This is a genomic window from Solimonas variicoloris DSM 15731 (genome assembly GCF_000382285.1).
Classification (GTDB): Bacteria; Pseudomonadota; Gammaproteobacteria; order Nevskiales; family Nevskiaceae; genus Solimonas; species Solimonas variicoloris.
On sequence record NZ_KB907925.1, the window covers coordinates 44,463 to 71,241 of the forward strand.

Sequence of the window (26,779 nt, forward strand, 5' to 3'; positions counted from 1 at the left end):
GCGCACAGCGGTCCACGCACGGCGACGGTGCGGACAACGAAAAAGGCCATCCGACGGGATGGCCTTTCTCTTGACGCACCGGCAGCGACTTGCCGGGTGGCTCGCGCCGGCGCCTTTCGTCCTGGCGGCGATCCCGCGCTACGCGCGGGGCCCTCGCCGCGTGACGAAAGGCTTTACTTCAACAGCTCTTCGATCGCGGCGCGCTCTTCGCGGAGCTCGGTCTCGGTGGCGGTCATGCGGCCGCGCGAGAATTCGTCGACCGACAGGCCCTGCACGATCTCGTACTTGCCGTTGGCGCAGGTCACCGGGTAGCCGTAGACGACGCCCGGCTTGATGCCGTACGAGCCGTCCGACGGAATGCCCATGCTGACCCACTTGCCGTTGGTGCCGAGCGCCCAGTCGCGCATGTGGTCGACCGCCGACGAGGCCGCCGAGGCCGCCGACGACAGGCCGCGCGCCTTGATGATGGCGGCGCCGCGCTGCTGCACGGTCGGGATGAAGTCGGACTCGATCCAGGCCTGGTCGACGAGGCTCTTGGCCGGCTTGCCGGCGACCGTCGCGTGGCTGATGTCCGGGTACTGGGTCGCCGAGTGGTTGCCCCAGATGATCATCTTCTCGATGTCGGTGGTCTTGGTGCCGGTCTTGGCGGCGAGCTGGCTCAGCGCGCGGTTGTGGTCGAGGCGGACCATCGCGGTGAACTGCTTCGGATCGAGCGACTTGGCGTTGCTCTGCGCGATCAGCGCGTTGGTGTTGGCCGGGTTGCCGACGACCAGCACCTTGACGTCACGGCTGGCCTTGGCGTCGAGCGCCTTGCCCTGCACCGAGAAGATCTTGGCGTTGGCTTCGAGCAGGTCCTTGCGCTCCATGCCCGGGCCGCGCGGACGCGCGCCGACCAGCAGGGCGTAGTCGGTGCCATCGAAGGCTTCCATCGGGTCGGCCGAGGCGATCACTTCCGAGACCAGCGGGAAGGCGCAGTCGTCGACTTCCATCACCGTGCCCTTGAGCTTCTCGAGGGCGTCCGGAATGTCCAGGAGCTGGAGAATGACCGGCTGGTCGGGACCGAGCATCGAGCCGCTGGCGACGCGGAAGATAAGCGAATAGGCGATCTGGCCGGCGGCGCCGGTGATGGCGACCTTGACGGGCTTCTTCATATGGACACTCCGAATAAAGAACGGGCAGGTACCACTTTTGGGGGCCGCAATTCTAAACAATTCGGCATGGGCGGGTAGAAATTCATCACGGCACGGCCGGCGCCGGACCGGCAAGCCGTATCCGCCCGCGCGGAGCGCTCAGACCAGCACGCGGCGCGGCGGCGTGCGCAGTGTCGTGCGCAGCGACAGCCAGCCGAGCACGGCGACGAGCAGGGCGCCGCTCGCCATGCCGATCAGCCACAGCAGCGGCCGCGGCCCGTACGGAATGTGGAAGACCTGTGCGGCGAGCGCCCAGGCCAGCGTCTGCGCGGCGATCGCGGCGACGCCGCCGGCCAGCGCACCGAGCACCGCGTACTCGGCGAGCAGGCCGCGCGCGATCAGGCCGGTGCCGGCGCCGAGCGTGCGCAGCAGCGCGGTCTCGCGCACGCGTTCGGCGCGCGTGCCCTCGATCGCCGCGAGCAGCACCGCGAGCCCGGCGGCGAGCGTGAACAGGAAGATGAATTCCACCGCGCGCACGATGCGGTCGATGATGCCGCGCACCTGGCTCATCAGCGCGTCGACGTCGAGCACGGTCACGTTCGGGAACTGCGTGATCAGCTCGCGCAGCAGCGCGCGGCGTTCGGCCGGCAGATAGAAACTCGTCAGGTACTGGCGCGGCACCGTATCGGCGACCGCGCCGTCCGGCGCGAGCAGGAAGAAGTTCGGCTTGAAGCTGTCCCAGTCGACGGTGCGGAAATTCTTGACCGTGAAGGTCTGCTGCTCGCCGGCGAAATCCAGCGTCAGCGTGTCGCCGATTTTCAAGTTGAGGCGCTCGATCGCGTACTTGTCGGCCGACAGCCAGGCCTGGCCGTGGCCGGCCGCGCCCCACCACTCGCCTTCGGTGATGCGGTTGTCGGGGTTCAGCGTGTCGCTCCACGACAGATTGAAGTCGCGATTGATCCAGCGCTGCGTCTCCGGGTCCGGGAACGACTCGGCGGTGACTTCCTGGCCGTTGAGCGCGACGAGGCGGCCGCGCGCCATCGGCCACAGAGTGATGTCGGCGTAACCGTGCGCGGCGAAGAAATCCTTCAGCGGCGCGAGCTGCTCGGTCTGGATGTTGATGAGGAACTGGTTCGGCGTGTCCGGCGGCAGCTTCTTCTGCCAGCTCGCCAGCAGATCCTCGCGCACCACCGAAACCAGCAACAGGGCCAGCAGCGCCAGGCCGAGCGCCGTTACCTGCGCGATGGTCGCCGCGCGCCGCCGCGCGATATTGCCCAAGCCGAAACGCCAGGCGAAACCGCGGCCACCGGCGGCACGGCGCAGCGGCGTCAGCGCCCGCACCAGCAGCCATGCGGCGAGCGTCAGCGCCGCCAGCGTCGCAGCGCTGCCGGCGAGCACCCAGCCGGCGAGCACGATGTCGCCGGTCGCGAACCACAGCAGCGCCGCGGCCGTCGCCAGCGCGACCAGCGTCACCGCACGACTCGACGCCCCGCCGTCGTCGCTGCGCTGGAACACGCGCAGCGGCGGCGTGTTGCGCGCCGCCAGCAGCGGCGGCGCGGCGAAGCCGAGCAGCAGCAGCAGGCCGAGCGCGGTCGCGCCGGCCAGCGGCCACAGCGGCGCCGGCGGCAACGCCAGCTGCAGCAGACCGGCGAGCACGCGCGCCAGCACCTCCTGCGCGAGATAGGCGAGCGCCGCGCCGGCGAGTCCGGCGGCGAGTCCGAGCAGCAGCAGCTGCAGCAGCAGCGCCTGCGTCAGGAACGCACGCCGCGCGCCGAGGCACTTGAGCAGCGCGATCTCGTCGCGCAGCTTGTCGCCGTACTGACGCGCCGCCAGCGCCACCGCCGCGCAGGCCAGCAGCGTCGCCGCGAGCACGGCGATGTCGAGGAACTGGCCGGCGCGTTCGATCGCGTTGCGCAGTTCCGGACGCGCATCCTGCGGCGTCACCAGGCGCACGCCGCGCGGCGGCGGCTCGGCCTGCAGCTGCGCGAGCGCGGCGCGCTCGCCGGCCACGTAGAGGCCGTACTGGGCGCGGCTGCCGACCGTCAGCAGGCCGCTCGCCGGCAGATCGGCGGCGTTGATGATCAGGCGTGGCGCCAGATCGGCGAAGCCATTGCCGCGATCCGGTTCGTTGTCGACGCTGGCGGCGACGCGCAGCGTCAGCCGTCCCGCCTGCAGCGTCGCGCCGGGCACCAGCTGCAGGTCCTGCCAGAGACGCGCGTCGACCCAGGCGCTGCCGGGCGGCGGCGCGCCGTGCGCAACCTGCGCCGGCGCGAACGGCTCCGGCGCCAGACGCAGCTCGCCGCGCAGCGGATAGCCGTCGCCGACCGCCTTGATCGACGCCAGCGACGAGGCCTCGCCGGCGAACACCACGCTGCTGAATTGCGTGACGTCGAGCGTGCGCAAACCGAGCGCGGCGGCGCGCTCACGCAGCGGCGCCGGCAGCGCGTCGCGCGAGCGGTAGACGAGATCGGCGCCGAGCGTGTCGCCGCTCTGCTCGGCGATCGCCTGCCGCACGCGCTCGGTGAACAGGCGCACCGAGCCGGTCGCGGCGACCGCGATCGCCAGCGCCAGCAGCACGATCAGCAGCTCGCCGGAGCGCCAGCCGCGGCGCAGGCGGCGCAGGGCGAACGCGAAAGCACCGGCCGGCGTCGTGCCGCTCATGTCTGCAGCCGTCCGCCGGCGAGCGTCACGCGGCGCGCGCAGCGCGCGGCGAGCGGGAGGTCGTGCGTGACCAGCACCAGCGTTGTGCCCTGCGCGCGGTTCAGCTCGAACAGCAGCTCGATGATGCGCGCGCCGGTCGCGGTGTCGAGATTGCCGGTCGGCTCGTCGGCGAACAGGATCTGCGGCTCGCCGCAGAATGCGCGCGCCAGCGCCACGCGCTGCTGCTCGCCGCCCGACAGCTGCTGCGGGTAATGATCGAGCCGCGCGGCGAGGCCGACGCGATCGAGCGCGGCGCGCGCCCGCGCCTGCGGATCGTCGAGGCCGGCGAGTTCGGCCGGCAGCATGACGTTCTCGAGCGCGGTGAAGCCGGCCAGCAGCTGGAACGACTGGAAGACGAAGCCGACGCGGCCGGCGCGCAGCTGCGCGCGGGCGTCCTCGTCGAGCCCGGTCAGCGAAGTGCCGGCCAGCTCGATCTCGCCGCGCGTCGGCAGGTCCAGACCGGCAAGCAGCGACAGCAGTGTGGTCTTGCCGGAGCCGCTGCTGCCGACGATGGCCAGCGATTCGCCAGCAGCGACCGTCAGGTCGACGCCGTCGAGGATCGTCAGCGGCTGGCCGCCGCTGCTAACCTGCTTGACCACCCCTGTTGCGCGAACGGCAATGTTCGAAGCCATGCTGAAACGTTTCTCCACGCAAGTCCTGATCGGCTGCCTGCTGCTGTGCGCCGCGCCCTTCGCGGCGGCGGCCGACGCGGCGAACACAGCCGCCGGCGGCGACGCGCCGGTGTGGCTGGTCCTGGGCGACAGCATCAGCGCGGCCTACGGCATCCCGCAGTCGCGCGGCTGGGTCGCGCTGCTGCAGCAGCGCCTGCGCGACCGAGGCTATAACGCGCGGGTCGTCAATGCCAGCGTCAGCGGCGAGACCACCGCCGGCGGTCTGGCGCGGCTGCCGGCGCTGCTCGCCCGGCACCGGCCGAAGGTGGTGCTGATCGAACTCGGCGGCAACGACGGCCTGCGCGCGCTGCCGATCGCCAGGCTGCGCGACAACCTCACGCAGCTGGTCGGCCTGTCGCGCCAGGCCGGCGCGCGCGCCGCCGTGTTCGAGATGCTGCTGCCGAGCAACTACGGGCCGGATTACGTGGCGCAGTTCACCGCCAGCTTCGGCCTCGTCGCCAAGGCGCAGCGCGCGACGCTGGTGCCGTTCCTGCTCGCGCCGATCGCCACCGATCCGGCCGCGTTCCAGGACGACGGCATCCATCCGACCGCCGCCGTGCAGGAACGCCTGCTCGACACCGTCTGGCCGGCGCTGGAGCCGCTGGCGCGCTAAACCCCGGTTCATCGGGTCCGCGCCCCGACGGCGCGCTGACGGCCGCTTCATGCGGCCGTTTTCGCGTCCGCGCCGCCCGCGTACCGCGTCCGCCGCATCGTTCTCCCCGGCCGTTTAGCCAGCCGTCTCGCCTGCCCTTTCGCCCACCGTTTCGCCCGCCATAGCGGCGACCTGCATCCATCCGCCGGCGCGGCGCGTATTGGCCGGCACACGTCATCGCAGGGGCAGGTGGTTCCTTCATGAAGATCGCCGTCGTCGGCTCGGGCATTTCCGGACTTTCGGCCGCCTGGTGCCTCGCGCACCGGCACGACGTCGTGCTCTACGAGCAGGACGCGCGCGTCGGCGGCCACACCAACACGGTAACGGTCGACACGCCGCGCGGACCGCTGGCGATCGATACCGGCTTCATCGTCTGCAATCCGGCCAACTACCCGAACTTCTACGGCCTGCTCGACGCGCTCGGCGTCGCCCGCCAAGACACCGACATGTCGCTCGGCGTGTCGGTCGCCGGCGGCCGCGTCGAATGGGCCGGCGACGAGAACCTGCTGAAGGTCTTCGCGCAGCCCTCGCTGCTCGTCTCGGCCGAGCACTGGCGCATGCTGGCGGCGATCGCGCGTTTCAATGCCGAGATCAAGCGACGCCTCGACGAGGACACGCTGCCCGACATCACGCTCGGCGAGTTCCTGGAACGCGGCCGCTATCCGATGAGCCTGCGCGTGCGCTACGTGGCGGCGATGGCCGGCCCGATCTGGAGCACGTCGACGGCCGGCACCATGGTCTTTCCGCTGCCCGCCTTCGCGCGCTTCTTCGACGCGCACGGTCTGCTCAACGTCTACCGGCGGCCGCAGTGGCAGACCGTGGTCGGCGGCTCGCGCCGCTACGTCGACGCGCTGTTGCGCGGCTTCGCCGGCGAGCTGCGCAGCGGCCTGCCGGTGACGGCGCTGCGCCGCGGCGATGACGGCGTCTGGGTGCGCAGCGAAGACCGCGAGACCCGCTACGACGCCGTGGTCTGCGCCACGCACAGCGATCAGGCGCTGCGCCTGCTGGCCGACGCCGACGCCGCCGAGCGCGCCGTGCTCGGCGACGTGCCGTATGCCGACAACGTCGCCTATCTGCACACCGACACCACCCTGATGCCGCGCCGGCGCCGCGCCTGGTCGAGCTGGAACGCGCTGCTCGCGCACGACGCGCTCGACGACGCGCCGATCGGCGTCAGCTACTGGATGAATCCGCTGCAGCGGCTCACCGAGCCGACGCCGTACATCGTCACGCTCAACCCGCCGCGGCCGCCGCGCGCCGGCACGGTGTTGTACCGGACGCACTACGCGCACCCGCAGTACCGGCCGCAGACGATCCGCGCCCAGCAGCGCCTGCCGCAGATCCAGGGCCGGCGCGGCATCTGGTGGGCGGGCGCCTGGACGGGTTACGGCTTTCACGAGGACGGCCTGAAATCCGGACTGCGCGCCGTGCAGGGCCTCGACGCCGCCTGCCTGCCGCGATGGGCGCGCCTGTGACGCCGCGCGGCGAAGCCGGCTGCCTGTACGAGGCGCGCGTCATGCACCGGCGCCGCGTCGCGCCGTTGTACCGCTTCGTCTATCGCGTGTTCTATCTGTTCGTCGACGTCGATCGCGTCGACGAGCTGGCCGGCCGCCTGCGCGGCTTCTCGCACAATCGCTTCAACCTGCTGTCGCTGCACGACGCCGACCACGGCGACGGTCGCGGCCTGCGCGCCTGGGCCGAGGCGCTGCTGCAACGCCACGGCATCGCCCTCGACGGCGGCCGCATCCGCCTGCTCGCCTTTCCGCGCGTGCTCGGCCACGCCTTCAATCCGCTGAGCCTGTGGTACTGCGAGCACGCCGACGGCTCGCTGCGGGCCGTGATCGCCGAAGTGCGCAACACCTTCGGCGAGCGCCACAGCTACCTGCTCGCGCGCGGCGGCGCGCCGCTGGCGTACGGCGAGATGCCGGCGCAGGACAAGTGCTTCCACGTCTCGCCGTTCTTCGCTCTGACCGGCCGCTACCGCTTCGCGCTCGACGCGCCGGACGCCCGCCTGCGCGTGCACATCGCGCTCGAACACGGCGCGCAGCCGCGGCTCGACGCGACGATCACCGGCAGCCGCGTGCCGCTGCGCGACGCGACGCTCGTGCGCGCAGTCGCGCGCCTGCCGTGGCTGGCCCTGAAGGTGCTCGGCGCGATCCACTGGCAGGCCCTGAAGCTGTGGCTGCGCGGCGCCCGCGTCCATGCCCGGCCGTCGCCGCCCGGCATCCGCTGAACGATCTGACATCCCTACGCCGAAGACCTTTTCCAGACGGAGCCCCAAGATGAGCGAATCCGAACTGCAGGTGCGTGCCGACCTCGACGCGCCGCTGCCGCCCGACGCCTTCTCGCCGCCGCTGCCCGCGGCGCTGCGCCGCGGCGGCATCGGACTGCGCCTGCGCGCGATGCTCTACATGCTCGGCGGCCTGCGTGTCGGCAGCCTCGACGTGACGCTGCCGAACGGCGAGACGCGCCACCTGCGCGGCCGCGAGCCGGGACCGCACGGCGTGCTGCAGGTGCGCTCGGCGGCGCTGATCACTCAGGTGCTGCGCGGTGGCGAAGTCGGCTTCGGCGAAGCCTACATGGCCGGTCACTGGGATTCGCCCGACCTCACCGCCTTGCTGATGGTGCTGTACCGCAACGAGCCGCACTATCGCGGGCCGTACGAGAAGAATCCGCTCGGCCGGCTGTACGGCTGGCTCGGCCACCGCCTGCGCGCCAACACGCGCCGTCAGGCGCGCGCCAACATCGCCCACCACTACGACCTCGGCAATGACTTCTACCGGCTCTGGCTCGACGAAACCATGGCGTACTCGTCGGCGCTGTTCCCGCGCCGCGAAGGATCGGCGGCGCGGGTCGCCGGCGACGACGACGACGACGACGCCACCACGCTGGCGCGCGCGCAGCGCGCCAAGTTCCGGGCGATGGCCGAGCGCCTGCAGCTGCAGCCGGAGCACCATCTGCTCGAGATCGGCTCCGGCTGGGGCGGCTTCGCGATCCACGCGGCGCAGCAGTACGGCTGCCGCGTCACCTCGATCACGCTGTCGGCCGAGCAGCTCGCCGCCGCGCAGGCGCACGCCGCCGCCGCCGGCGTCGCCGGGCGCGTGCGCTTCGAACTGCGCGACTACCGCGACCTGCGCGAGACCTACGATCGCGTCGTCTCGATCGAAATGTACGAGGCGGTCGGCGAGGCCTGGTGGCCGGCGTACTTCGCGGCGATCCAGCGTGCGCTCAAGCCCGGCGGCATCGCCGCGCTGCAGGGCATCACCATCAGCCCGACGATCTTCGAGGCTTACCGGCGCAAGCGTGATTTCATCCAGAAGTACATCTTTCCCGGCGGCATGCTGTGTCCGCCCGGACGCTTCCAGGACCTCGCGCTCGGCGCCGGCCTCAAGCCCGAGGACGCGCGCTTCTTCGGTGTCGATTACGCCGAGACGCTGGCCTTCTGGCACCGCAACGTGCTCGCCCAGCGCGAGGCGATCGTCGCCCGCTTCGACGAGCGCTTCCTGCGCCTGTGGCGCTACTACCTGGCGTATTGCGAATGCGGCTTTCGCGTCGGCAGCATCGACCTGATGCAGATCACGCTGCGCCGCGACTAGGCAATGGTTCGCGTCTACGATGCACGCACCGGGCGACGGAGGCGCGGATGACGGGCACCCTCAAACTGATCTTCACGCTGATCCTGCTGGCGATCGTCGCCGCGACCGGCTGGGCGAGCCTGCAGGTGCCGCTCTGGCAGACGCCGCGCGCGGTGGTCAGCCACCCGTGGTTCGTCGCCACGCTGGTCGACACCTATCTCGCCTTCTTCACGTTCTGGCTGTGGGTCGCGTACAAGGAGCGCTCGTACCCGGGGCGCGCCTTGTGGCTGGTCGCGATCTTCGCGCTCGGCAACATCGCCATGGCGGGCTACGTGCTGATCCAGCTGTGGAGGCTGCCGCGCGGCGCCGGCGTCGACGATCTGCTGCTGCGGCGCCGGCAATGAGCGGTGCCGCCCATCGCTCGCTCTGGCAGCGCCGCCTCGTCGACCCGGTCGTCGCGCAGCTGCGCCAGGGCATCACGCCGGACCGGATCGCGCTGACGCTGGCGCTGGCGACCGTGCTCGGCGTCTTCCCGATCCTCGGCGCGACCACCTTCCTGTGCGCGCTCGCGGCGATCTGGCTGCGTCTCAACCAGCCGGTGATGCAGCTGGCCAACTATCTGCTGACGCCGCTGCACCTGGCCTTGCTGCTGCCGTTCTACCGCGCCGGCGAGATGCTGTTCGGGCAGGCGCACGTGCCGATCTTCTCGGTCGGCGAACTGCTCGCCCGCTTCCAGACCGACCCGCTGCAGTTCGTCGTCGACTACGGCCGCGTCGCGCTCTACGGCATCTGCGTCTGGGCGCTGCTCGCGCCGTTCGCCGCCGCGCTGCTGTACCTGACGTTGCGCCCGGCGCTGCAACAGCTCGCACGACGCGTGCGGCCGGCCTGATCCCAAGCGGCGCGCTAGGCGGCGTGACGCAGCGCCGCCGGCGCCGGCGCGTACGGGCCGGCGTCGCTGCGCCGCGCGAGTTCGTCGAGCAGGTGCAGGCCCTCGGCCCAGTCACCGAGCCCGGAATCGGCGTTGACGTGGCCGCGCGCGCCGATGTCGACGAAGCGGCTGCCCCAGGCGCCGGCCCAGCGTCGCGCGGCCGCCTGCGGCAGCCACGGATCGTCGCGGCTCGCGACCAGCGTGCTGGCGAACGGCAGCGGCGCCTGCGCCAGGCGCGCGGCGACGCCGAACTTGTCGGGATCGGCCGGCGCCACCAGCAGCGCGGCGGCGATCAGATCCGACTGGAACGCCGCTGCGCGCACGCTCGCCAGGCAGCCGAAGCTGTGCGCGACGATCAACACCGGCGCATCGGCCTGCAACACCGCCTCGACGATGCGCCGCGCCCACGCGTCGAGATCGGCGACGTTCCAGTCCGCCTGTTCGACGCGTCGCCAGTGTGGATGGCGACGCGCCCAGCGCGTCTGCCAGTGCGCCTCGCCGCTGCCGCGCAGTCCCGGCGCGACCAGCACCGGTCCCGCCCACTTCACCGCTTCGCCTGCATCCATCGCGTCCGCTCCCGCGCCGGATTCTGCCGGCACTCCGATATCACGCGGCCAGCGTAGGCGGGCCGGCGGTGCGAAGGAAGCGTTCCGGGGTTCTTTGCTTAGACGGCTTTGCGCCGGCGCCGCGCGGCGCGAGGGCGCGGCTCAGAGCAGCTGGAGCACGTTCTCCGGCGGCCGCCCGATCGCGGCGCGGCCGCGGTAGACGACGATCGGCCGTTCCATCAGTTTCGGATGGCTCGCCAGCACGTCGAGCCATTGCTCGTCGCTGTAGCCGTTGTCTCTGGCCAGGCCGAGCTCGGCGAACAGCTCTTCCTTGGTGCGCACGATGTCGAGCGGTTTGACGCCGAGCCGCTGGCACAGCTCGCGCAGCTCGGCCTTCGCCAGCGGCTGCTGCAGGTATTCGACGACCGGCAGCTCGACGCCGCGCGCCTGCAGCAGCTGGAGCGTTTCGCGGCTCTTCGAGCAGCGCGGGTTGTGCAGGATGCAGTCTTTCATCGGCGGCGGTCGTTGCGGATCGGCCCCGCACCATAGCATCGGCCGGCGCCGCGCTTCAGCTGCACCAGCGCTGCCGGTTCGGCGGCTGCGTGCGGCGGAAGTGGCGGAAGTTGGCGCCGAGGTAGCTGGCCTTGAGGTCGATCGTGTGCATTGCCGTGCCGTCGTCGAGCCGGCGCATCGCCACGCCTTCCATCTCGCCGAGCGCGCCGGAGGCGTCGGGCGCGAGCGTCAACAGCGGCAGCACCGTGCCGGTGTCGAGATTGATCTTGTAGACGCTCTTGGCGGCGTCGTCGCGCGTCAGGTACAGCGCGCCTTCGTAGACCTCGCCGCCCTGGATCCGGTCGAGCGTCGTGCCCAGCGGCAGCGCGCGCAGCCACGCGAATTCATGATCGAGATCGTAGACGTTGATTCGATCCATCTGCGACCAGTCGCCGCTGTAGGCGACGCGCCGCGCGGCATCGAGCGCGACCCAGGCGACGTGCGCCTGATGCGGCGCCAGCGCATGGGCCTGGCCGCGATAGGCCAGCGTCTGCGCGTCGTACAGCGCGATCAGCGGATGGGCGTAGGCGTCGTCCTCGATCGGCACGTAGAGCGTGCCGTCGAGCACGTCGACGTCGCCGATGTGATTGCTGCCCTGCTCGCGCAGCACGGCCGGGATCGCCGACAGGTCGCCGGCCTCGGCGCGGTATTGCGCGTCGGTGCGCTGCAGCCCGTAGCGCCACGAGAAGAACCAGCTCTGGCCGTCGTGCGCCAGGCCCTGCGAGCGCAGCATCGTCTGCACGCCGAAATAGGCCATGCTGTCCTGCGTCCAGGCTTCGCCGTCGAGCGCCGCGACGAAGGCGTCGACCGCGCTGCGCTCGTCGGCCAGCCCGTCGGCGGTGCCGCGCCAGGCGCGGACGCGCGTTTCGAGTTCGGCATCGGACAGCGACGCGATCGGCAGCGGCTCGGCGCTGGCCGCAACATCCGGCAGCTGCAGGCCGCTGCCGGCGTCGCCGTCGGTATCGAGGCTGTAGAGGAAGCGCGCGAGGCGGCGCAGCGGCGGCGGGTACGCGCAGCCGCCGGCCAGCGCGTACGGGGTGACGACGGCGCCGCCCTCGCTTTCGCCGAGCAGCACGTCGCCGATCGACAGGCGCAGCGGCCGGCCCGGCCGGTATTCGAAGCGGCCTTCGGCATCGGTCGTGCCGGCGACCTCGGCGGATCGGTACTGCAGGCCGGCGATCGGCGCGAGGCCGGCGCCGGTGCCGCCTTCGAAGACGCCGGCCGCCGGCGGCCCGGCTTCCGGCGCGGCATCGCCGCCGGAACCGCAGTGGGCGAGCAGCGGGCACAGGATCAGGACAGCGACGGAACGGCGAAGGAACATCGGCGGCAATCTCGTGCAGGCAAGGCACGACTCTAGAAGCACCGCCGTGGCGAATTCGCGACAGTCGGCCCCAGATTCCGGCGGCGGCCGGCGGCGCGTCGCTAGAATGCCGGCGCGCCCGCCACCGACTGCCGATGAACCAGACCCCGCCGACCGCACCCGATACCGGCATCGCCGGCGGTCTGGCGTTCGTGGTGCTGTGGAGCACCGGCTACATCGCCGCTGCCGCCGCGCTGCACGGCAGCGGACCGTTCACGCTGGCGGTCGTGCGCTTCGGCGGCTCGGCGCTGCTGATCGGCCTGTGGCTGCTGCTGCGCCGCGCGGCCCCCGCTTCGTCCCGCGCGCTGGCGCATGCGGCGATCGCCGGCGTGCTGCTGCAGGCGGGCTTCTTCGGCTTCACCTACGCCGGCCTGCGCGCCGGCGTGCCGGCCGCGGCGGCCGGCCTGATCACCGGCCTGATGCCGCTGACGACGGCGGCCGGCGCGGCGCTGCTGCTCGGCGAATCGCTGCATCGCAATGCCGTGCTGGGCCTCGGCCTCGGCCTCGCCGGCGTGCTGTTCGTGGTGCTGCCGGATCTGCGCGCGACCGGGCCGCTGCTCGGCTACCTGAGCATGGGCGCGGCGCTGCTGTCGCTGAGCCTGGGCACGCTCTACCAGAAGCGCCACGCGAGCGCGCTCGATCCGCGGCTGGCGCTGGTCGTGCAGCTGACCGCCTCGCTGTGCGTGCTGCTGCCGTTCGCGTGGCGGCTGGAGCATCTGGCGCTGCAGCTGCAACCGCAGGTGATCGCCGGCATCGCCTGGGTCATCCTCGTCAATTCCTGCAGCGGCCTGCTGCTGTATCTGTGGCTGCTGCGGCATGGCGCCGCCGGGCGTGTCGCCAGCCTGTTCTATCTGGTGCCGCCGGTGACGGCCGTGTTCGCCGCGCTGGTCCTGCACGCCCGCTTCGGCTGGCACGACGCGGCCGGTTTCACGCTGGCGGCGGCCGGCGTCTGGCTCGGCCAGCGCCGCGCCTGAGCGCCCGGCGGCCTGCCGCGCGGGCGCGGGCCACGAAATGGGGCCGTCCGGCGCTTTTCGTTCATCGCCGGTTGCGGCGGATGCCGGTAGACTTCGCGCGTTTTTCCAACGGAGCAGGCATTTGCGCCCGATCGCCGCCTTCGTTCTGAGCATGCTGCTGTGCAGCTGTGCGCACTACGCCACGCCCGGCGGGCCGGCCCCGCTCGCCGAACTCGGCGCCGCCGCCGACGCGGCGACGCAACCGCCATCCCCGCAGCTGCCGATGACGCTCGCCATCGTCCGCATCCAGGCGCCCGGCTACCGCTCGGCCTCGGCGACGGCGCTCGGCGGCGGCCGCTACAGCGTGCTGCCCGGCAGCGAGCCGCAGACCTCGCTCGCCGCGCTCGCGCAGTGGCCGCTGGTCGGCACGGCGATCGCGCTCGATCCGGCGCTGCTGCCGCGGAGCTTCGAAACGCTCGACGCCCTGCGCCTGGCGGCCGCCAAGCGGCAGGCCGACGTGCTGTTCTTCTACACCGTCGACACCCGCTTCGAGGCCGACGGCCAGTCCTACGCGGCCGCCAGCGAGCTGCCGATCGGCAAGGCACCGCCGGCCGGCGCGCGCCTGCTCAGCACCGCCAGCGGGCGCTTCGTCGACGTGCGCACCGGCTACCCGTTCGGCGGCGCCGAAGGCCGCGCCGAGAGCGGCGATCTGGCCTCGGCCTGGAAGACGCCGGCCGCGCTCGACGCGCGGCGCCTCGATGCCGAGCGCCAGGCGCGCGACGCGCTGTTTGCCGACGCGGCGAAGACCTGGCAGCAGATCGCCGCCCGCTACCAATGAACGCGACGGCGACCCTGAAACTGCCATGGCGCCCTGCGCACCCGTTCCCGTGAGCGCCGCTCACAAACCCGACGAATCCCCCATGCGTTCCCGTTTCCTTCTTCCGCTGCTGGCCGCCTTGAGCTGCGGCCTCGCCGAGGCGGCGGCGCCCGCGCCGTTCGACCTCGCCGGCCCGACGCTCGACGCTGTCATCACGCGCGGCAACACCATCCTGCCGGCCTCCGAAGTGCCGAACCTGCAGGAAGGCGACCGCATCTGGATCAAGCCGGAGTTCCCGCCATCGCAGTCGGCGCATTACCTGATGGTCGCCGTGTTCCTGACCGGCTCGACCAATCCGCCGCCGGAGGAATGGTTCTTCCCGTGCAAGACCTGGACGGGCAAGTGCGCGCGCGAGGGCCTGACGGTGACGGTGCCCAAGGGCGCGCAGCAGGCGCTGCTGTTCCTCGCGCCGGAAACCAGCGGCGACTTCAAGGGCATCGTCGGCGCGGTGCGCGGCCGGCCCGGCGCCTTCGTGCGCGCCAGCCAGGACCTCAATCAGGCCTCGCTCGACCGCTCGCGCCTCGACCGTTACGTCGCCGCCGTGCGCACGCTGAGCTACGGCGATCCGGCGGTACTGCGGCAGACCGCGCCGCTGCTGGCGCGCAGCCTGTCGATCAAGGTCGACGACAAGTGTCTCGACAAGATTCCGCAGCTGCAGGCGCCGTGCCTGACGCAGGGCCAGGAGTCGCTGATCCTCAACGACGGCCACAGCATGTCGATCGCCGACACGCTGACCTCGGGCGCGGCCGCCGATCTGGTGATGGCGGCGAGCGCCACGCCGGAACTCGGCTACGGCGTCTACAGCCCGTACATCGCCTCCGTGCTCGACATGGTGCGCATCTTCGACTCGTTCAGCACCGCGCAGTACCAGTACATCCCGGCGCTGGTCTCGCACAAGGGCGACAAGCTGGCGCTGTCGCTGAACACGCCGCCGTCGTTCTACAACCCGAAATCGGTGCTGGTGGTGGCGTTGCCGGCGATCGAGGAACCGCATCTGCCGCCGCTGCACGCCGTCGATCCGACCGAGATCTACTGCGCGTCGCGTACCGATCTCGTGCTGCCGGTCGAGGGCGCGCCGCTGGCCTTCTCGACCAACTTCGCGCACGACATCACGCTGACGCTGCGCGGCCAGGACGGCAAGACCGTGCGCCTGCCGGCGCGCGCCGACGCCGTGCGCGGCGGCTATGTCGTCAACACCGCCGCGCTCAAGCCGGCGCAACTCGGCAACGACGTGCGCGGCACGCTGATGGGCTATTGGGGCTTCGAGCCCTACGAAGGCCCGAGCTTCCGCCTGCGCAACGCGCGCGCCAACGCCTGGGCGCTCGCCGACGGCGACGACGACGCGCTGATCGTCGGCCGCCCGGACACCGTGCACCTGCGCACCGACAGCGTCAGCTGCGTCGACAACATCATGCTGCGCGACCCGGCCGGCAAGGAGCTGAAGGCCGAGTGGAAACCGCTCAAGCCCGGCCTCGTCGAAGTCACGCTGCCGCTGCAGGACGCGCAGCCCGGCACCGTCAACCTGCTGATCGACCAGTACGGCACCGACGAGCCGCACCAGATCCCGCTCAAGGTCTTCGCCAGCCGCGCCCGCCTCGACGGCTTCGCGATTCACGCCGGCGACACGCGCGGCGTGCTCAAGGGCGCGCGCCTCGATGAAGTGGCGAGCCTCGCCATCGACAATCTGCTGTTCGTGCCCGGCGAGCTGTCGACGCGCGGTCGCGACGACGAGCTGCCGATGGTCACGCAGGACGCCGCGGCCGCCGCCGCGCTGCAGCCCGACAGCCACCCGACCGCGACCGTCACGCTCAAGGACGGCCGCATCGCCAAGGTCAGCGTCAGCGTCGACGACCCGCGGCCGAGCGTCGTGCTGATCGGCAAGAGCGTGCTGCCGTCGCCGACCAGCCCGAGCACCAACATCCTGCTCGCCAACCAGGACCAGCTGCCGCAGGACGCACGGCTGACGTTCTCGGTGCGCGCGCAGACGCCGGCCCGCTTCGCCCGCAACGAGACGCTGGAGATCGCCACTGTCGACGAATCGGCGACGACGACGCTGAGCATCGCCAACGGCAGCATCAAGCTGGAGACCGCGAAGGTCGCCGTCGCCACGCTCGATCCGGCCAAGGCTTTCGGCTTCTCCGCCTTCGGTCCGCTCAAGTTCCGCGCCGTGGTCGACAACGTCGCCGGCGACTGGCAGCCGCTCGCCACGCTCGTGCGCCTGCCGGTACTGCGCGAACTCAAGTGCCCCGACGACGCCAAGCTCGCCTGCCGCCTGTCCGGCAGCGACCTGTTCCTGCTCGACGCGGTGTCCGGCTCCGACAACTTCGACGGCGCCGTGCAAGTCTCCGACGGCTATCCGGGCGCGAGCCTGCCGGTGCCGCACCCGACTGACGGCCGGCTCTACATCCGCCTGCGCGACGAACCCTCGCTCGCGCACAGCGTGCACTTCGACGTGCAAACCCTGCCGCCGCCGGCCGACGACGCCGCGCGCGCGCCGGCAAGCGCGGCGCCCGCGAACGCTGCGGCTGCTGCCAACACCAGCGCCGCCACTGCCGCGCCGCCGCCGGCGGCCGGCACCGCTGCACCGAGCGCTGCGCAGGCCGCGCCGGCCGCGTCATCGCCGGTCTCGCCCGCGCAGAACCCGCCCGCGCCATCCCCCGACAACGGCACTGCCACGCAGAATCTGCAGCCCGCGACGCCACCGGAACATCCCTGAGGAAGTCTGAAAAACGCCGTCATCGCGAGGCCGCTCAGCGGCCGTGGCGATCCGGAGCCACCGGCGCAGTGCGCCGCTGGATGGCTTCGCCGCCTACGGCGACTCGCCATGACGACGGATGAGCGTTTTCAGAGCGTCCCTGAACGCCCAAGCGGCGGCGCCACCACACCGCCCCTAACGCCGCGTTCGCAATACAAAAGGCCTCCGCCCAGACGGAGGCCTTTCTTCTTTGCAGCGCCCGAACCGCATCGCTCATACCTGCGGACGAGACAGCGGCCGCGCCCCTGCGGCATCATCGGTCCCGGTTCACTTGGCGCCTGGCCTCATCACGGCCTTCGCCAAAGTCAGCGCCTGTCACTGCGGAAGCCATCCTGTCCATGGCGATTGGGGGAGAGTTGAATGAGAGTGCACGCGGCTCTTCTGGCGATTCTGTTCTTCTTCGGATGCGCAACCGAGCGTGTTCCGGAGAGTCCGTACAACAAGGGCGTTGAGGCGTATCGAACCAAGAACTACAGCGAAGCCGCTGCGCAGTGGACCATCGCGGCTGAGGCCGGCGAAGTCAGCGCGAAGAACAACCTGGCCTTCCTCCTGTTCAATGGCCTCGGGGTGGAGCCGCAACAGGACCGGGCCTTGGCGCTCTGGCAGTCGGCGGCCATGCAAGGCCATGCAGAATCTCAATGGCACTTGGGCGGGGCCTATGAAAACGGTCAGTCCGTGAAGCAGGACCGAGCATTGGCCTACGCGTGGTACCGGTGCGCCATCGCCAGCGCCGAGCTTCATCTCAAAGCCGGCCCCGACCCGACGGAAGAGGCCATTGCGGATGACGCGCGAAAATCCGTCATCAGCCTCACCGATCGGCTGGTTCCGACAGAGTTGCAGCGCGGGCAGCGGCTCGCAGACGAGTTCATCGCCAAGTTTGCCGTCGACGTACCCTAGGCCGTCGTACCCGGACTCCATACGCGAGCTGTACAGGGGCCGTCGCGCGCTGTCTGCCGAGGGACGGGCGCGGGCGTCGCGGTCCGCTTGCTGGCCACGTTCGCATTCCGGAGGCGACACTTCGGCAGGCAGCAGGCGAGGCGCGTGGTGGCGATCCTTACTTGATTGCAGCGGGCCTGTCGATTTTCGCTTCGCTCGTTCGTCGTAGCTGAAACCCACCGACAATCGGAGAGCAGGCTATGCGGTTCATCATCACGGCGCAGGCGAGTGCGGAGAAGAAGGCGGCTGAGCCGTCAGATTTCGACGCGGAACTCTTCAAGGCCTACATGCGCTTCAACGAGGAGATGCATCAGGCCGGCGTGCTGGTCGCCTCCGAAGGACTCAATCCCGCGGCGCCCGGCGCCCGCATCGCGGTCGCCAACGGCAGGCGCTATGTCGTGGACGGCCCCTTTGCCGAGTCGAAAGAACTGGTGGGAGGCTTCTACCTCATCGACGTCGACTCGCTGGACGAGGCCATTGCATGGGCGCTGCGCGCACCGTGCGGCCATCATGCGGACGACATTCTGGAGATTCGCCAGCTGACGGGTGCGGGTGATCTGCCGCCCGAAATTCTGCAACTCATCAACGAAGCGGCGCCGACGTGGAGCGCGTCGGCCTGGCAGGCGCGCGACGCCAAATAGTCGCGGGTAACGCGTGCAGGCGCGGCGCTGCATCGTCCACAACGCGCGCTTCACTCCGCCGCTCACGCACGCTTGCGCGGCGAGCGGTGCGTCTTCTTGGGAGCGGCCGGCGTGGCCTTGGCGCGCGGGCGTTTGCGGGCCGGCTTCTCGGCCGCGGGGCGATGCGCCGCCTGCGCGGGCGTGCGCCGATTGGTCGCGATGCTCTTGCGCAGCAGCGCCATGAAATCGACCACCTTGTCGGAGCCTTCGTGCGCCGGCTCGGCTTCGAGCTTGCGGGCGATGCGCGCGCCCTTGCGCTTGAGGCGTTCGCGAATCGCCCGGCTGAGCTTTTCGCGGAACTCGTCCTTGTACTGCGCCGGCCGGAAGCGGTCGCTCATCGACTCGACCAGCTGGCGCGCCATGGCGGACTCGCGCGGGCTGATGCGATGGCTTTTCGCGGTGCCGGACGGAAAGTGGTACGCGTCGCTCGCGACGAGTTCCTGCGGATAGCGCAGCAACAGCAGCTGCAGCGCGTCGCCGCTGGGCCGCACCATCGCCAGGCTCTCGCGCGTCCGGATCACGACGCGGGCGATCGCCACTTTGTGCAGCGCCTTGAGCGTCTCGCGCAGCAGCACATAGCCTTTCTCGGCTTTCTTCGGCGGCACGAGGTAATAGGGCCGCTCGAAGTATTCGGGGCCGACTTCGGACGGGTCCACGAAAGCCTCGATGTCGACCGACTCTCTGCTCTCGGGGGCCGCGTTCCGGAAGTCCTCGTCCCGCAGCACGACGTAATTGCCTTTCTCGTATTCGAAGGCCTTGGCGATGTCCTTCCATGGCACTTCCTCGCCGGTCTCCTCGCTGATGCGCTCGTAGCGGACGCGCGAGTTGTCGCGCGAATCGACGAGGTGAAAGTGCAGATCGACCCGGCGCTCGCCGCTCATCAGCTGCACCGGAATGTGCAGCAGTCCGAACGAGATGGCGCCATTCCACAGCGGCTTGGCCATGCGGTGCTCTCCTGGCGTCAGCGGCGCGGCAGCGCCTGCTCGACATCGTCGATGCCGGCCCAGGGCTCGGGCCGTTTGGCGATGCGTTCGCGGATGTTGCCGATGTGGTACTGCGCGGCCGAGCGCAGCTTCGGCAGCTCGTCCCAGCCGAGCGGCACGGCGAGCGGCGCGCCGGGGCGGGCGCGCAGGCTGTAGCTGGCGATGCTGGTGGCGCCGCGCGCATTGCGCAGATAGTCGACGAACACGTGCCCGCCGCGCCGCGCCTTGGCGGCGACGTCGACATAGCGTTGCGGCTCCTCGTGCGCGAGCGCGGTGGCCAGCGCATGCGCGAACGATTTCGCGGCGTCCCAGCCGTCGTCGCCGGTCAGCGGCACCACCACGTGCAGACCCTTGCCGCCGGTCGCGCGCAGGAATGATTCCAGACGCAGCGCGCTCAGCCGCTCGCGAACCGCGAGCGCCGCTGCCTTGACCGCGGACCACGCGACGTCCGGCGCGGGATCGAGATCGAAGACGATGCGGTCCGGCGTATCCGGGCGCGCGAGCGGCGCGCCCCAGGCGTGAATCTCGACGACGTTCATCTGCACCAGCGCGAGCAGGCCGTCGAGGTCTTCGATGTAGACATAAGGATCGTGATCGCCGCCCGGTGCGGCGTGCACCGAGGCGCGGAAGCCCGGCGTCAGATGCTTCTGGAAGAAGCATTCGCCGGCGATGCCGTCGGGGCAGCGCAGCATCGCCAGCGGCCGGTCGACGATGCCGGGCAGGATCTGCGCCGCGATGTCCGTATAGAGCGCGCCGATCTCGGCCTTGGTCACCGGCGGATCGGTGAAGACCTGCCGCTCCGGATGCGTGAACGGGTACGGCGCCGGCGGATCGCCGGCCTTGCGGTGTGCGCGTGCGGTCGGCACCGAGGCCCTGCGCGCTGCCGCGCGCGTGGGCTTGGCGCGCGTCCGGCCGCCGCTCTTGCCGGTCTTGCCGGCCCGCGCCTCGCGGCTCGTCGCGCGCGCCGTGGCCTTCTTCGCGTCCGGCACGGCACGGCCGCCGGACGCGGCGTGCGTTTCGACCTGCGGCGCGCGATCCGGACTCGCGACATCGGCCGGCGATTTGTCCGCACGCAGGCCCTTGAGGCTGGCCTGGCGCAGCAGACCGTCGTCGGTCCAGGCGCGGAATTCGACCTCGACGACCCGCTCCGGCCGCACCCAGATCGGGTGCGCGCCGCGCAGCTCGGCGCGGCCCGGCGGGTTCGCCAGTGCGACGGGCGTCTTCGCCGGCCGCAGCGCGGCGCTTAGTTCGGCGAGCAGGTCATCGCTGAAGCCGCTGCCGACGCGGCCGACGTAACGCCACGGCCGGCCGCGGCCCTGTGGTCGCGCCAGCAGCAGCGAGCCGAGCGCGGCGCGCGCGCCACGGCCGGCGGTGTAGCCGACGATCACGAACTCGTCGGACTGCACGCATTTGATCTTCAGCCAGGCCCCGCCGCGGCCTTCGCGGTACGGCGCCAGCCGCGACTTGCTGACGATGCCTTCGAGCCCGAGCCGGCACGCGGCGCTGGCCGCCTCGGGGCCGTCGCCGACGAGGTATTCGGAGCGCTGCAGCGGCGGCGGCGCGGCGGCGAGGAGCCGCTGCAGCGCGGCCTTGCGCGTGTCCTGCGCCTCGCCGCGCAGATCGCGGCCGTCGAGGTAGAGCAGATCGAACACCACGGCCTGCAGCTCGCCGCCTTCGCCGAAACGCTGCTGCAGCAGGTCGAAGCGGCTGCGCCCGTGCTCGTCGAAGGCGACGAGTTCGCCGTCGAGGATGCAGTCGCGGCACGGCAGGGCCAGCACCGCGGCCTGCACCGCCGGCAGCTTCGCGGTCCAGTCGAGGCCGTTGCGCGAGACGATGCGCAGACGGCGGCCTTCGCGCATCGCCAGGAAGCGATAGCCGTCGTACTTGATCTCGTGCACCCACTCGGCGCCAGCCGGCGCGCGCGCGGACAGACGCGCCAGCTGCAGCCCGACCTGCTGCGGAAACGGGTCGCGCGGCGGATCGGCGCGGCGGCGCGCATGTGTGCCGGCGCTCGCGGCGGCCTGCGCCGTCCCGGCAGAGGCCGTCGCCGCGCGGCCGCGGCGCGCACCGCCGTGCTGTGCGCGCCACTCGCGCAGCACGACGTCATCGGCCACGTCCGGGGCCTGCGCGTGTGCGTCGTCGCTCTTGATCAGCAGCCACTGCGGCTGCCGGCCGGCCAGATGCGTGCGCACCAGCGACCAGCGGCCCTGCAGACGCTCGCCGTGCAGCGTGAAATGCAGATGGCCCTTGCGGATCGCGGCGTCGGCATCGGCGTCTTCCGGCTCCCACCAGCCGCGATCCCAGATGTCGACATGGCCGGCGCCGTACTGGCCGGCCGGGATGTCGCCCTCGAAATCGCCATAGGCGATCGGATGATCCTCGACCTCGACCGCGAGCCGCTTCTGCGCCGGATCGCGCGACGGGCCCTTGGGCACCGCCCAGCTGCGCAGCGTGCCGCCGAGTTCGAGGCGGAAGTCGAAGTGCCGGCGCCGCGCGTGATGCAGCTGGATCACGTAGCGCAGCCGCGCGCGGGCACCGCGGCGCGCTGCCGGCGGCTCGCGACCGCTGGGCTCCGCGGTCACATCGAAGCGCCGCATCTGCCGGTATTTCGCGAGCCGCCGCATCGTCATTCCCTCGGCTTTGCGTGCAGGAACCGGCAACATCACTCCGGCCCACTGAGCAAGCGCTGAACACCCGGATGCCGCGGAAGGCTGCCGCACATCGCCGCGACGGCAAGCCTCCCGTCCCTGCGGACGAACGCCGCCGGGCCATGGTACGCCGGTCGGCCGGCGCCGCCGCGCACCCACCTCCATTCGGCGGAGGCACGCCGGCGGCACACGCTGCAGGCTGCTCGCGAACCGCAGTTTGCGGCCGCGCAGGAGTGCATCGATGACCGAGACCGAAAAGCTGCTGGCGATCGAAGAGATCAAGCAAGTCTTCGCGCGCCGCCTGCGCTACATGGACTGCAAGCAGTGGGATCTCTACGGCAGCGTGCACACCGAGGACGCGTGGTCGGAAACCTACGGCGATCTGCCGGCAGCGCTGCAGCCGCAGGCCGGCGGCGTGCGCAACAAGGTGGTCGGCCCGCAATCGCTGGCAGCCGCGATCCGCCACTTCATGGAGCACCGCACGCCGATCACCTCGGTGCATCACGCGCACACGCCGGAGATCGAATTCACCTCCGACACCACCGCGACCGGCATCTGGCCGATGGAGGACCACCTCTGGTGGCGCGACGGCGCCCGCGAGGAACACCTGCACGGCTACGGGCACTACCTCGAGCACTACCGCAAGGTCGAGGGCCGCTGGCTGATCTGCTACCGCAAGCTCACGCGCCTGCGCGTCGACCGCACGCCGGGCTTCTACGAGCGGCTGGCCTGAGCGCGCCGGCCGCGGCGGCGCTCAATCGCGCTGCTTCGGCACCCAGGCCCAGGTCATCGTCGCCACGACCGGCGACTCGCCGGCGGCGTCGGTGATCGTCACCGGCACGACGAGATCGCCGCGGGCTTCGGCGACGATGCGGGCACGCTGCGCGGCGTCGAGCGTGGCGACGGCGCGCAGATCGCCCTGCGCGCGCTTCACGTAGTCGATGTGCATGCTCTTGAGCAGCGGCAGGCGGTCGTCCGGCACGTTCATGCCGAACACCGCGCCGCTCGCAGTCTCGGCGAGCAGCGCCATCGCCGCGGCGTGCACGCCGCCGATGTGGTTCTGCACCTTGCGGCGGTTGCGGACGACGACCACGGCCTGCGCCTCGCTGAGCGTCTCGAAGCGCAGACCGGCGGTGCCGGCGAAGCGCACCTGCGAGTTGAACAGCAGCGTGGTCGCGCGCCGGCGCAGCGGCCCCGGCAGCGCGGCGCAGTACGCCACCGCGCGGGAAAGACGATTGCCGGCCATGTCGCACCCTCCTCGAGTCGTTTGCGGCATTGTCGGCGCCGCGCCGGCCGCACGCCTTGTCCGTGGCAGGAATCCGCTCTGGCGGCGCGGCCAGCAGCGCCGCACACTGCACGCAAACGCGGCCCGCCTTTTCCGAAAGCGACGGCCGCCGCGTTGCTCGAGACGGGCACTCGCAAAAACGGACAGGGAGCTTCATGCAACGTCGCGACTTTCTGCGCACGACCGGCGCCACGCTGGCGCTCGGCGCGATGGCGAGCGGCTGCGCGAGCGCGCCGCGCGCCGTCGCCACGGCAACCGCGCCGACCGACTACGATCCGCTGCCGCCGCTGGCGCCGATCCGCGCGCGGCCGGACCGGCTGATCGCGATCAGCGTCTGCACGCGGCCGTTTCGCGCGCAGGGCCCGCGCATCGAGGCCGAGAAGCTGGGCCGCAAGACCGTGGTCCACCACTACGGCCACGGCGGCAGCGGCTGGTCGCTGTCCTGGGGTTCGGCCCGGCTCGCGCTGCGCGAAGTGCTGGCGACGCAGGTCGCCGAGGTCGGCGTGATCGGCTGCGGCGCCATCGGCCTGACCACGGCGCTGCTCGCGCAGCGGGCCGGTCTGAAAGTGACGATCTACGCCCGCGAACGTCCGCCGGATGTGCGCTCCTCGCGCGCGACCGGCGTGTGGTCGCCGGACTCGCGCTACTGCACCGCCGAGCACGCGACGCCGGACGCCGTCGCACGCTGGGAAACGATGGCGCGCGAATCGTTCCGCACCTATCAGACGCTGCTCGGCCTGCCCGGCGATCCGATCGAATGGCGCGACGGCTACGCGCTCGGCGACGAGCCGTTCAACGGCGGCCACGGCGAGGGCGATGGCGAGCCCGTTTACGCCAATCTGCTGCCGCTGATCCGCTCGCTGTGGCCGCGCGGGCAGGACATCCCGCCCGGCGCGCACCCGTTCCCGGTGCCCTACGTGCGCCGCTACACGACGATGGTCTACAACCTCAGCAGCTACTCGCGCCTGCTGATCGAGGACTTCGAGCGCGGCGGCGGACGCATCGAGACGCGCGAGTTCGAACGCCCCGCCGAGCTCGAGAAGCTGCCCGAGAAGACGCTGGTTAACTGCACCGGCTACGGCGCGCGCGCGCTGTTCGGCGACGACAGCATCGTGCCGGTGCGCGGCCAGATCGGGCGCCTGATCCCGCAGCCGGAGGTGAACTACGGCCTCAGCTACGGCTCGCTGTTCGTGGTGCCGCGCCGCGACGGCATCGTCGTGCAGACCGGCGCGCCCGGCGACTACGGCAACGCCGATGCGACGCCGAACCACGCCGAGTCGGAAGCCGCCGTGCGGCAGCTCGCGGCGCTGATGGCGAAGATGCGCCGCGCGTAGGATCTCAGCCCCACGCCGCGGAGAACGACGATGCTGGAACTGCGACCGAACTGCGAGTGCTGCGACCGCGACCTGCCGCCGGACAGCGGCGACGCGCGCATCTGCTCGTTCGAATGCACCTTCTGCGCGAGCTGCGCCGAAACCACGCTCGGCGGCCGCTGCCCGAACTGCGGCGGCGAGCTGCTGGCGCGGCCGCGGCGGCCGGCCGACGCGCTGCTGCGGCATCCGGCCTCGACCCGGCGCGTGCTGCGGCCGGGTGGCTGCGGCGCGGTCGCGTAGACCCGAGCCGCAGGCGGCGCGGCGATGCCGCCGCCCATCGCCAGCGCCAGCCGATCCGGGCACACTGTGGCGCGGGGCAGGCCATAGGGATGGGGCGGAGATGACGGTCACGCGCAAACTGCTGTGCGTCGCATATGCGTCGATCGCGCTGCTGGCGCTGATCGGCACCTGGAGCCACAACGTGGCCTACCTGCCGCTCGGCTTCGCCGGCGCCAACCTGCGCTTCTGGGGCGATACCTTCGCCAATCCGGCGAGCCGCTCGATCACCGTCGACCTGTTCTTCCTCAGCTTCGCGGTGCTGGTGTGGATGGTGCTCGAAGCGCGGCGCCTGCACATGCGCGGCGTCTGGCTCTATCTGCTGTTCGGCCTGCTGATCGCGATCAGCGTGACCGTGCCGCTGTTCCTGATCCACCGCGAGCGCGTGCTCGCCGTGCGCGCGCCCGGCACGCCGGCCGGCCGCCTCGCCACCGGCGACCTCATCGGCCTCGCGCTGCTCGTGCTGGCGACGCTCGCCTACACGGCGACGACCCTGGTGCGGGCGCCGGCCTGAAGGCGCGCTTCGCTCAGTCGTCGAAGCGCTCGAAGCGCCCGGCGCGATAGACGAATAACTGACTTGTCAGCGAGTACGCGCTTTCGGCGACGCCACGACTTGCCAGTTCGCGTAGGCGCGCGACCCCCGCCTTGTTGTGCGATCCCGTCAGCAAAATGACGTCTCGTGACGGCACTGCGACAACGATCTCGCCGTCGACGCCGAGTTTGCCGCTGTCCCAAAGCTCGTCGAGCAGCAGCAGACTCGCTACGTAGTCGCCGCCGGCGACCAGCATCGAGACTTCCGGCCCCCGATGCAGTTCGGCCGGCGGCAGAATTCTGCGCAGATTGGCAACCGCGATTCGCCGTAAATCAGACGATTTGATTCCCGACTGCCGCAGCTCCTCGGGCCCGAAGTAGCGAATATTCTGCTCGCCATCTTCGGCATAGACGATCAGCAGATCAGCGTTGAAATCTTCGGTGACCCAGTCGCGGATCGGCCCCGAACCGGCCTGCCCGATCGTGCGTCGCATGTCGTCGATCCACCGCCGGTCCTTGATGACAGGAATGATGCGTCCCGAGTCCAGGCCGAGCTGGGAGCCGGCGAGCGTTTCCAGATAGGAGGCCGTGTACCGAGCCACGATCGAATCAAGGTCGGCGGGAGCCTGAAGATAGGCTTGATACGCGTTGTCGAGGAAGGCGTCTGCCTTGTTGCCGGCCTTCCCTTCAATACGCAGATGCAGCGGCGCGACGGTGGTGACGACCGCCGCGCCCGTGTTCTTCAAGCGCTCGACCATGACCCCGGTAAAGGCCTCTGCGGACAAAGCCGCCAGGGCGTACTGATGGAACCCGAACGTGCACAGCAGCGCGGCTATCAGTCGTTTCACGTCGCCCCCTTAGTCACCCCGCGGCGAGTATCGCCAACCACGGCCGTGCCGCCTGATACTTCGTTCACGCAGCTGCGCTACGTCGCGAGGATCACCGACGCACGGCCGGTGGCGAGCGTGCGCTCGCCGGCGTGGAGGCGGAATTCGTACATCCAGCCGCCGGCATTGGCGACCAGACGGCGCGCGCTGCACTCGAGCGGCGCGGCGAGGTCGTCGATGCGCTCGACGTGCAGCGCCAGATCGCGCACCGCGGCGAGCACGCCGGGCCGCGCGCCGCCGGCACCGTCGGCGGTCTTGGCGAGCCAGCCACCGTGCACGGCCATCGCCTGGGCGCCGTATTCGATCAGGTGCAGCGCGGCGAGCCGGCCATCGCGGCGCAGCGGGTGGTCGGCGTCGGCGTGGCGCCGCGTGCGCACGTGCACCGTGGTCTCGTCGGCGGCGAGCAGTTCGTCCCACAGGCACATCGCGCCGGCGTGCGGCACGAGCGCGGCGAGGCCGGCGCGGTCGAGCAGGGCGGTCAT

The 26,779-nt window shown here is 71.2% G+C and carries 26 protein-coding genes; 15 read left to right on the forward strand and 11 right to left on the reverse strand.

The annotated features are described in order from the left end of the window. Nucleotides 1-173 precede the first annotated feature (173 nt). From H149_RS0100255 to H149_RS0100265, 3 genes are all read right to left on the reverse strand, one after another. A complete protein-coding gene (locus H149_RS0100255; protein ID WP_020647711.1) occupies nt 174-1,151 on the reverse strand; it encodes a malate dehydrogenase in 978 nt (325 codons plus the stop codon). 138 nt (nt 1,152-1,289) lie between these two features. Continuing rightward, nucleotides 1,290-3,791, reverse strand: coding sequence for an ABC transporter permease (locus H149_RS0100260; protein ID WP_020647712.1), 2,502 nt, complete (start codon nt 3,789-3,791; stop codon nt 1,290-1,292). After that, nucleotides 3,788-4,462, reverse strand: a complete 675-nt coding sequence (locus H149_RS0100265; protein ID WP_026352714.1) for an ABC transporter ATP-binding protein — start codon at nt 4,460-4,462, stop codon at nt 3,788-3,790. Before H149_RS0100265 ends, H149_RS0100260 begins: the two co-directional genes overlap by 4 nt. Here H149_RS0100265 and H149_RS0100270 point away from each other — a divergent pair. From H149_RS0100270 to H149_RS0100295, 6 genes are all read left to right on the forward strand, one after another. Continuing rightward, nucleotides 4,461-5,114, forward strand: a complete 654-nt coding sequence (locus H149_RS0100270) for an arylesterase (RefSeq protein WP_051101768.1) — start codon at nt 4,461-4,463, stop codon at nt 5,112-5,114. The genes H149_RS0100265 and H149_RS0100270 overlap by 2 nt on opposite strands. 239 nt (nt 5,115-5,353) lie before the next feature. Further along, nucleotides 5,354-6,628 (forward strand): NAD(P)/FAD-dependent oxidoreductase, encoded by a 1,275-nt coding sequence (locus H149_RS0100275; protein WP_020647715.1) that lies wholly within the window; start codon nt 5,354-5,356, stop codon nt 6,626-6,628. After that, nucleotides 6,613-7,386 (forward strand): DUF1365 domain-containing protein, encoded by a 774-nt coding sequence (locus H149_RS0100280; RefSeq protein ID WP_020647716.1) that lies wholly within the window; start codon nt 6,613-6,615, stop codon nt 7,384-7,386. Before H149_RS0100275 ends, H149_RS0100280 begins: the two co-directional genes overlap by 16 nt. Nucleotides 7,387-7,435: 49 nt before the next feature. Next, on the forward strand, nt 7,436-8,749 hold the full coding sequence (locus tag H149_RS0100285) for an SAM-dependent methyltransferase (protein ID WP_020647717.1): 1,314 nt from the start codon (nt 7,436-7,438) through the stop codon (nt 8,747-8,749). A gap of 47 nt (nt 8,750-8,796) precedes the next feature. Next, a complete protein-coding gene (locus H149_RS0100290; protein WP_020647718.1) occupies nt 8,797-9,132 on the forward strand; it encodes a DUF1475 family protein in 336 nt (111 codons plus the stop codon). Beyond that, a complete protein-coding gene (locus H149_RS0100295; RefSeq protein WP_020647719.1) occupies nt 9,129-9,617 on the forward strand; it encodes a DUF2062 domain-containing protein in 489 nt (162 codons plus the stop codon). The genes H149_RS0100290 and H149_RS0100295 overlap by 4 nt, the downstream gene beginning before the upstream one ends. A gap of 14 nt (nt 9,618-9,631) precedes the next feature. Here the strand turns inward: H149_RS0100295 and H149_RS19180 are convergent, their stop codons facing one another. The 3 genes from H149_RS19180 to H149_RS21830 all read right to left on the reverse strand — a co-directional run bounded on the left by H149_RS19180 (nt 9,632) and on the right by H149_RS21830 (nt 12,074). Beyond that, complete coding sequence (locus H149_RS19180) at nt 9,632-10,222, reverse strand: RBBP9/YdeN family alpha/beta hydrolase (protein WP_020647720.1); 591 nt, start codon at nt 10,220-10,222, stop codon at nt 9,632-9,634. Nucleotides 10,223-10,363: 141 nt separating this feature from the next. Next, complete coding sequence (gene arsC / locus H149_RS0100305; RefSeq protein WP_020647721.1) at nt 10,364-10,714, reverse strand: arsenate reductase (glutaredoxin); 351 nt, start codon at nt 10,712-10,714, stop codon at nt 10,364-10,366. 55 nt (nt 10,715-10,769) lie between these two features. Continuing rightward, the gene (locus H149_RS21830; protein WP_020647722.1) at nt 10,770-12,074 is read right to left on the reverse strand and encodes a hypothetical protein; all 1,305 of its coding nucleotides are present in this window, start codon (nt 12,072-12,074) and stop codon (nt 10,770-10,772) included. A gap of 134 nt (nt 12,075-12,208) precedes the next feature. On the opposite strand from H149_RS21830, the gene H149_RS0100315 reads away from it, so the two are divergent. The 5 genes from H149_RS0100315 (at nt 12,209) to H149_RS0100335 (ending at nt 18,275) form a co-directional block, all read left to right on the forward strand. After that, complete coding sequence (locus tag H149_RS0100315; RefSeq protein WP_020647723.1) at nt 12,209-13,087, forward strand: DMT family transporter; 879 nt, start codon at nt 12,209-12,211, stop codon at nt 13,085-13,087. 121 nt (nt 13,088-13,208) lie between these two features. Then, nucleotides 13,209-13,904 (forward strand): hypothetical protein, encoded by a 696-nt coding sequence (locus tag H149_RS0100320; protein WP_020647724.1) that lies wholly within the window; start codon nt 13,209-13,211, stop codon nt 13,902-13,904. Between the two features lie 82 nt (nt 13,905-13,986). Beyond that, nucleotides 13,987-16,659, forward strand: coding sequence for a hypothetical protein (locus H149_RS19190; RefSeq protein ID WP_020647725.1), 2,673 nt, complete (start codon nt 13,987-13,989; stop codon nt 16,657-16,659). A gap of 399 nt (nt 16,660-17,058) precedes the next feature. Beyond that, nucleotides 17,059-17,595 (forward strand): tetratricopeptide repeat protein, encoded by a 537-nt coding sequence (locus H149_RS21835; protein WP_051101759.1) that lies wholly within the window; start codon nt 17,059-17,061, stop codon nt 17,593-17,595. 239 nt (nt 17,596-17,834) lie between these two features. Next, the gene (locus tag H149_RS0100335) at nt 17,835-18,275 is read left to right on the forward strand and encodes a YciI family protein (protein ID WP_020647726.1); all 441 of its coding nucleotides are present in this window, start codon (nt 17,835-17,837) and stop codon (nt 18,273-18,275) included. Nucleotides 18,276-18,337: 62 nt separating this feature from the next. Here H149_RS0100335 and ku read toward each other — a convergent pair whose 3' ends face one another. Further along, on the reverse strand, nt 18,338-19,258 hold the full coding sequence (gene ku / locus H149_RS0100340; protein WP_020647727.1) for a non-homologous end joining protein Ku: 921 nt from the start codon (nt 19,256-19,258) through the stop codon (nt 18,338-18,340). A gap of 17 nt (nt 19,259-19,275) precedes the next feature. Next, nucleotides 19,276-21,921, reverse strand: coding sequence for a DNA ligase D (gene ligD, locus H149_RS0100345; RefSeq protein WP_026352717.1), 2,646 nt, complete (start codon nt 21,919-21,921; stop codon nt 19,276-19,278). 265 nt (nt 21,922-22,186) lie between these two features. On the opposite strand from ligD, the gene H149_RS0100350 reads away from it, so the two are divergent. Continuing rightward, nucleotides 22,187-22,678: a nuclear transport factor 2 family protein gene (locus tag H149_RS0100350; RefSeq protein ID WP_020647729.1), complete on the forward strand. Its 492-nt coding sequence runs from the start codon at nt 22,187-22,189 to the stop codon at nt 22,676-22,678. Nucleotides 22,679-22,699: 21 nt separating this feature from the next. Here the strand turns inward: H149_RS0100350 and H149_RS0100355 are convergent, their stop codons facing one another. Continuing rightward, a complete protein-coding gene (locus H149_RS0100355) occupies nt 22,700-23,191 on the reverse strand; it encodes a DUF4442 domain-containing protein (protein ID WP_020647730.1) in 492 nt (163 codons plus the stop codon). A gap of 194 nt (nt 23,192-23,385) precedes the next feature. On the opposite strand from H149_RS0100355, the gene H149_RS0100360 reads away from it, so the two are divergent. From H149_RS0100360 to H149_RS0100370, 3 genes are all read left to right on the forward strand, one after another. Beyond that, on the forward strand, nt 23,386-24,564 hold the full coding sequence (locus tag H149_RS0100360; RefSeq protein WP_020647731.1) for an FAD-dependent oxidoreductase: 1,179 nt from the start codon (nt 23,386-23,388) through the stop codon (nt 24,562-24,564). A gap of 30 nt (nt 24,565-24,594) precedes the next feature. After that, on the forward strand, nt 24,595-24,843 hold the full coding sequence (locus H149_RS0100365; RefSeq protein WP_020647732.1) for a DUF1272 domain-containing protein: 249 nt from the start codon (nt 24,595-24,597) through the stop codon (nt 24,841-24,843). A gap of 100 nt (nt 24,844-24,943) precedes the next feature. Then, nucleotides 24,944-25,393, forward strand: coding sequence for a DUF2834 domain-containing protein (locus H149_RS0100370; protein WP_020647733.1), 450 nt, complete (start codon nt 24,944-24,946; stop codon nt 25,391-25,393). Between the two features lie 13 nt (nt 25,394-25,406). Here H149_RS0100370 and H149_RS0100375 read toward each other — a convergent pair whose 3' ends face one another. After that, entirely contained in the window at nt 25,407-26,258 is an 852-nt protein-coding gene (locus tag H149_RS0100375) for a DUF1444 family protein (protein ID WP_154654573.1), read from the reverse strand. Nucleotides 26,259-26,335: 77 nt separating this feature from the next. After that, nucleotides 26,336-26,779, reverse strand: coding sequence for a hotdog family protein (locus H149_RS0100380; RefSeq protein WP_020647735.1), 444 nt, complete (start codon nt 26,777-26,779; stop codon nt 26,336-26,338).

Coding starts and splice junctions, on each gene's coding strand:
- H149_RS0100255 (WP_020647711.1), bottom strand. CDS start 1,151: ATGAAGAAGCCCGTCAAGGTCGCCATCACCGGCGCCGCCGGCCAGATC.
- H149_RS0100260 (WP_020647712.1), bottom strand. CDS start 3,791: ATGAGCGGCACGACGCCGGCCGGTGCTTTCGCGTTCGCCCTGCGCCGC.
- H149_RS0100270 (WP_051101768.1), top strand. CDS start 4,461: ATGCTGAAACGTTTCTCCACGCAAGTCCTGATCGGCTGCCTGCTGCTG.
- H149_RS0100265 (WP_026352714.1), bottom strand. CDS start 4,462: ATGGCTTCGAACATTGCCGTTCGCGCAACAGGGGTGGTCAAGCAGGTT.
- H149_RS0100275 (WP_020647715.1), top strand. CDS start 5,354: ATGAAGATCGCCGTCGTCGGCTCGGGCATTTCCGGACTTTCGGCCGCC.
- H149_RS0100280 (WP_020647716.1), top strand. CDS start 6,613: ATGGGCGCGCCTGTGACGCCGCGCGGCGAAGCCGGCTGCCTGTACGAG.
- H149_RS0100285 (WP_020647717.1), top strand. CDS start 7,436: ATGAGCGAATCCGAACTGCAGGTGCGTGCCGACCTCGACGCGCCGCTG.
- H149_RS0100290 (WP_020647718.1), top strand. CDS start 8,797: ATGACGGGCACCCTCAAACTGATCTTCACGCTGATCCTGCTGGCGATC.
- H149_RS0100295 (WP_020647719.1), top strand. CDS start 9,129: ATGAGCGGTGCCGCCCATCGCTCGCTCTGGCAGCGCCGCCTCGTCGAC.
- H149_RS19180 (WP_020647720.1), bottom strand. CDS start 10,222: ATGGATGCAGGCGAAGCGGTGAAGTGGGCGGGACCGGTGCTGGTCGCG.
- arsC (WP_020647721.1), bottom strand. CDS start 10,714: ATGAAAGACTGCATCCTGCACAACCCGCGCTGCTCGAAGAGCCGCGAA.
- H149_RS21830 (WP_020647722.1), bottom strand. CDS start 12,074: ATGTTCCTTCGCCGTTCCGTCGCTGTCCTGATCCTGTGCCCGCTGCTC.
- H149_RS0100315 (WP_020647723.1), top strand. CDS start 12,209: ATGAACCAGACCCCGCCGACCGCACCCGATACCGGCATCGCCGGCGGT.
- H149_RS19190 (WP_020647725.1), top strand. CDS start 13,987: ATGCGTTCCCGTTTCCTTCTTCCGCTGCTGGCCGCCTTGAGCTGCGGC.
- H149_RS21835 (WP_051101759.1), top strand. CDS start 17,059: ATGAGAGTGCACGCGGCTCTTCTGGCGATTCTGTTCTTCTTCGGATGC.
- H149_RS0100335 (WP_020647726.1), top strand. CDS start 17,835: ATGCGGTTCATCATCACGGCGCAGGCGAGTGCGGAGAAGAAGGCGGCT.
- ku (WP_020647727.1), bottom strand. CDS start 19,258: ATGGCCAAGCCGCTGTGGAATGGCGCCATCTCGTTCGGACTGCTGCAC.
- ligD (WP_026352717.1), bottom strand. CDS start 21,921: ATGCGGCGGCTCGCGAAATACCGGCAGATGCGGCGCTTCGATGTGACC.
- H149_RS0100350 (WP_020647729.1), top strand. CDS start 22,187: ATGACCGAGACCGAAAAGCTGCTGGCGATCGAAGAGATCAAGCAAGTC.
- H149_RS0100355 (WP_020647730.1), bottom strand. CDS start 23,191: ATGGCCGGCAATCGTCTTTCCCGCGCGGTGGCGTACTGCGCCGCGCTG.
- H149_RS0100360 (WP_020647731.1), top strand. CDS start 23,386: ATGCAACGTCGCGACTTTCTGCGCACGACCGGCGCCACGCTGGCGCTC.
- H149_RS0100365 (WP_020647732.1), top strand. CDS start 24,595: ATGCTGGAACTGCGACCGAACTGCGAGTGCTGCGACCGCGACCTGCCG.
- H149_RS0100370 (WP_020647733.1), top strand. CDS start 24,944: ATGACGGTCACGCGCAAACTGCTGTGCGTCGCATATGCGTCGATCGCG.
- H149_RS0100380 (WP_020647735.1), bottom strand. CDS start 26,779: ATGACCGCCCTGCTCGACCGCGCCGGCCTCGCCGCGCTCGTGCCGCAC.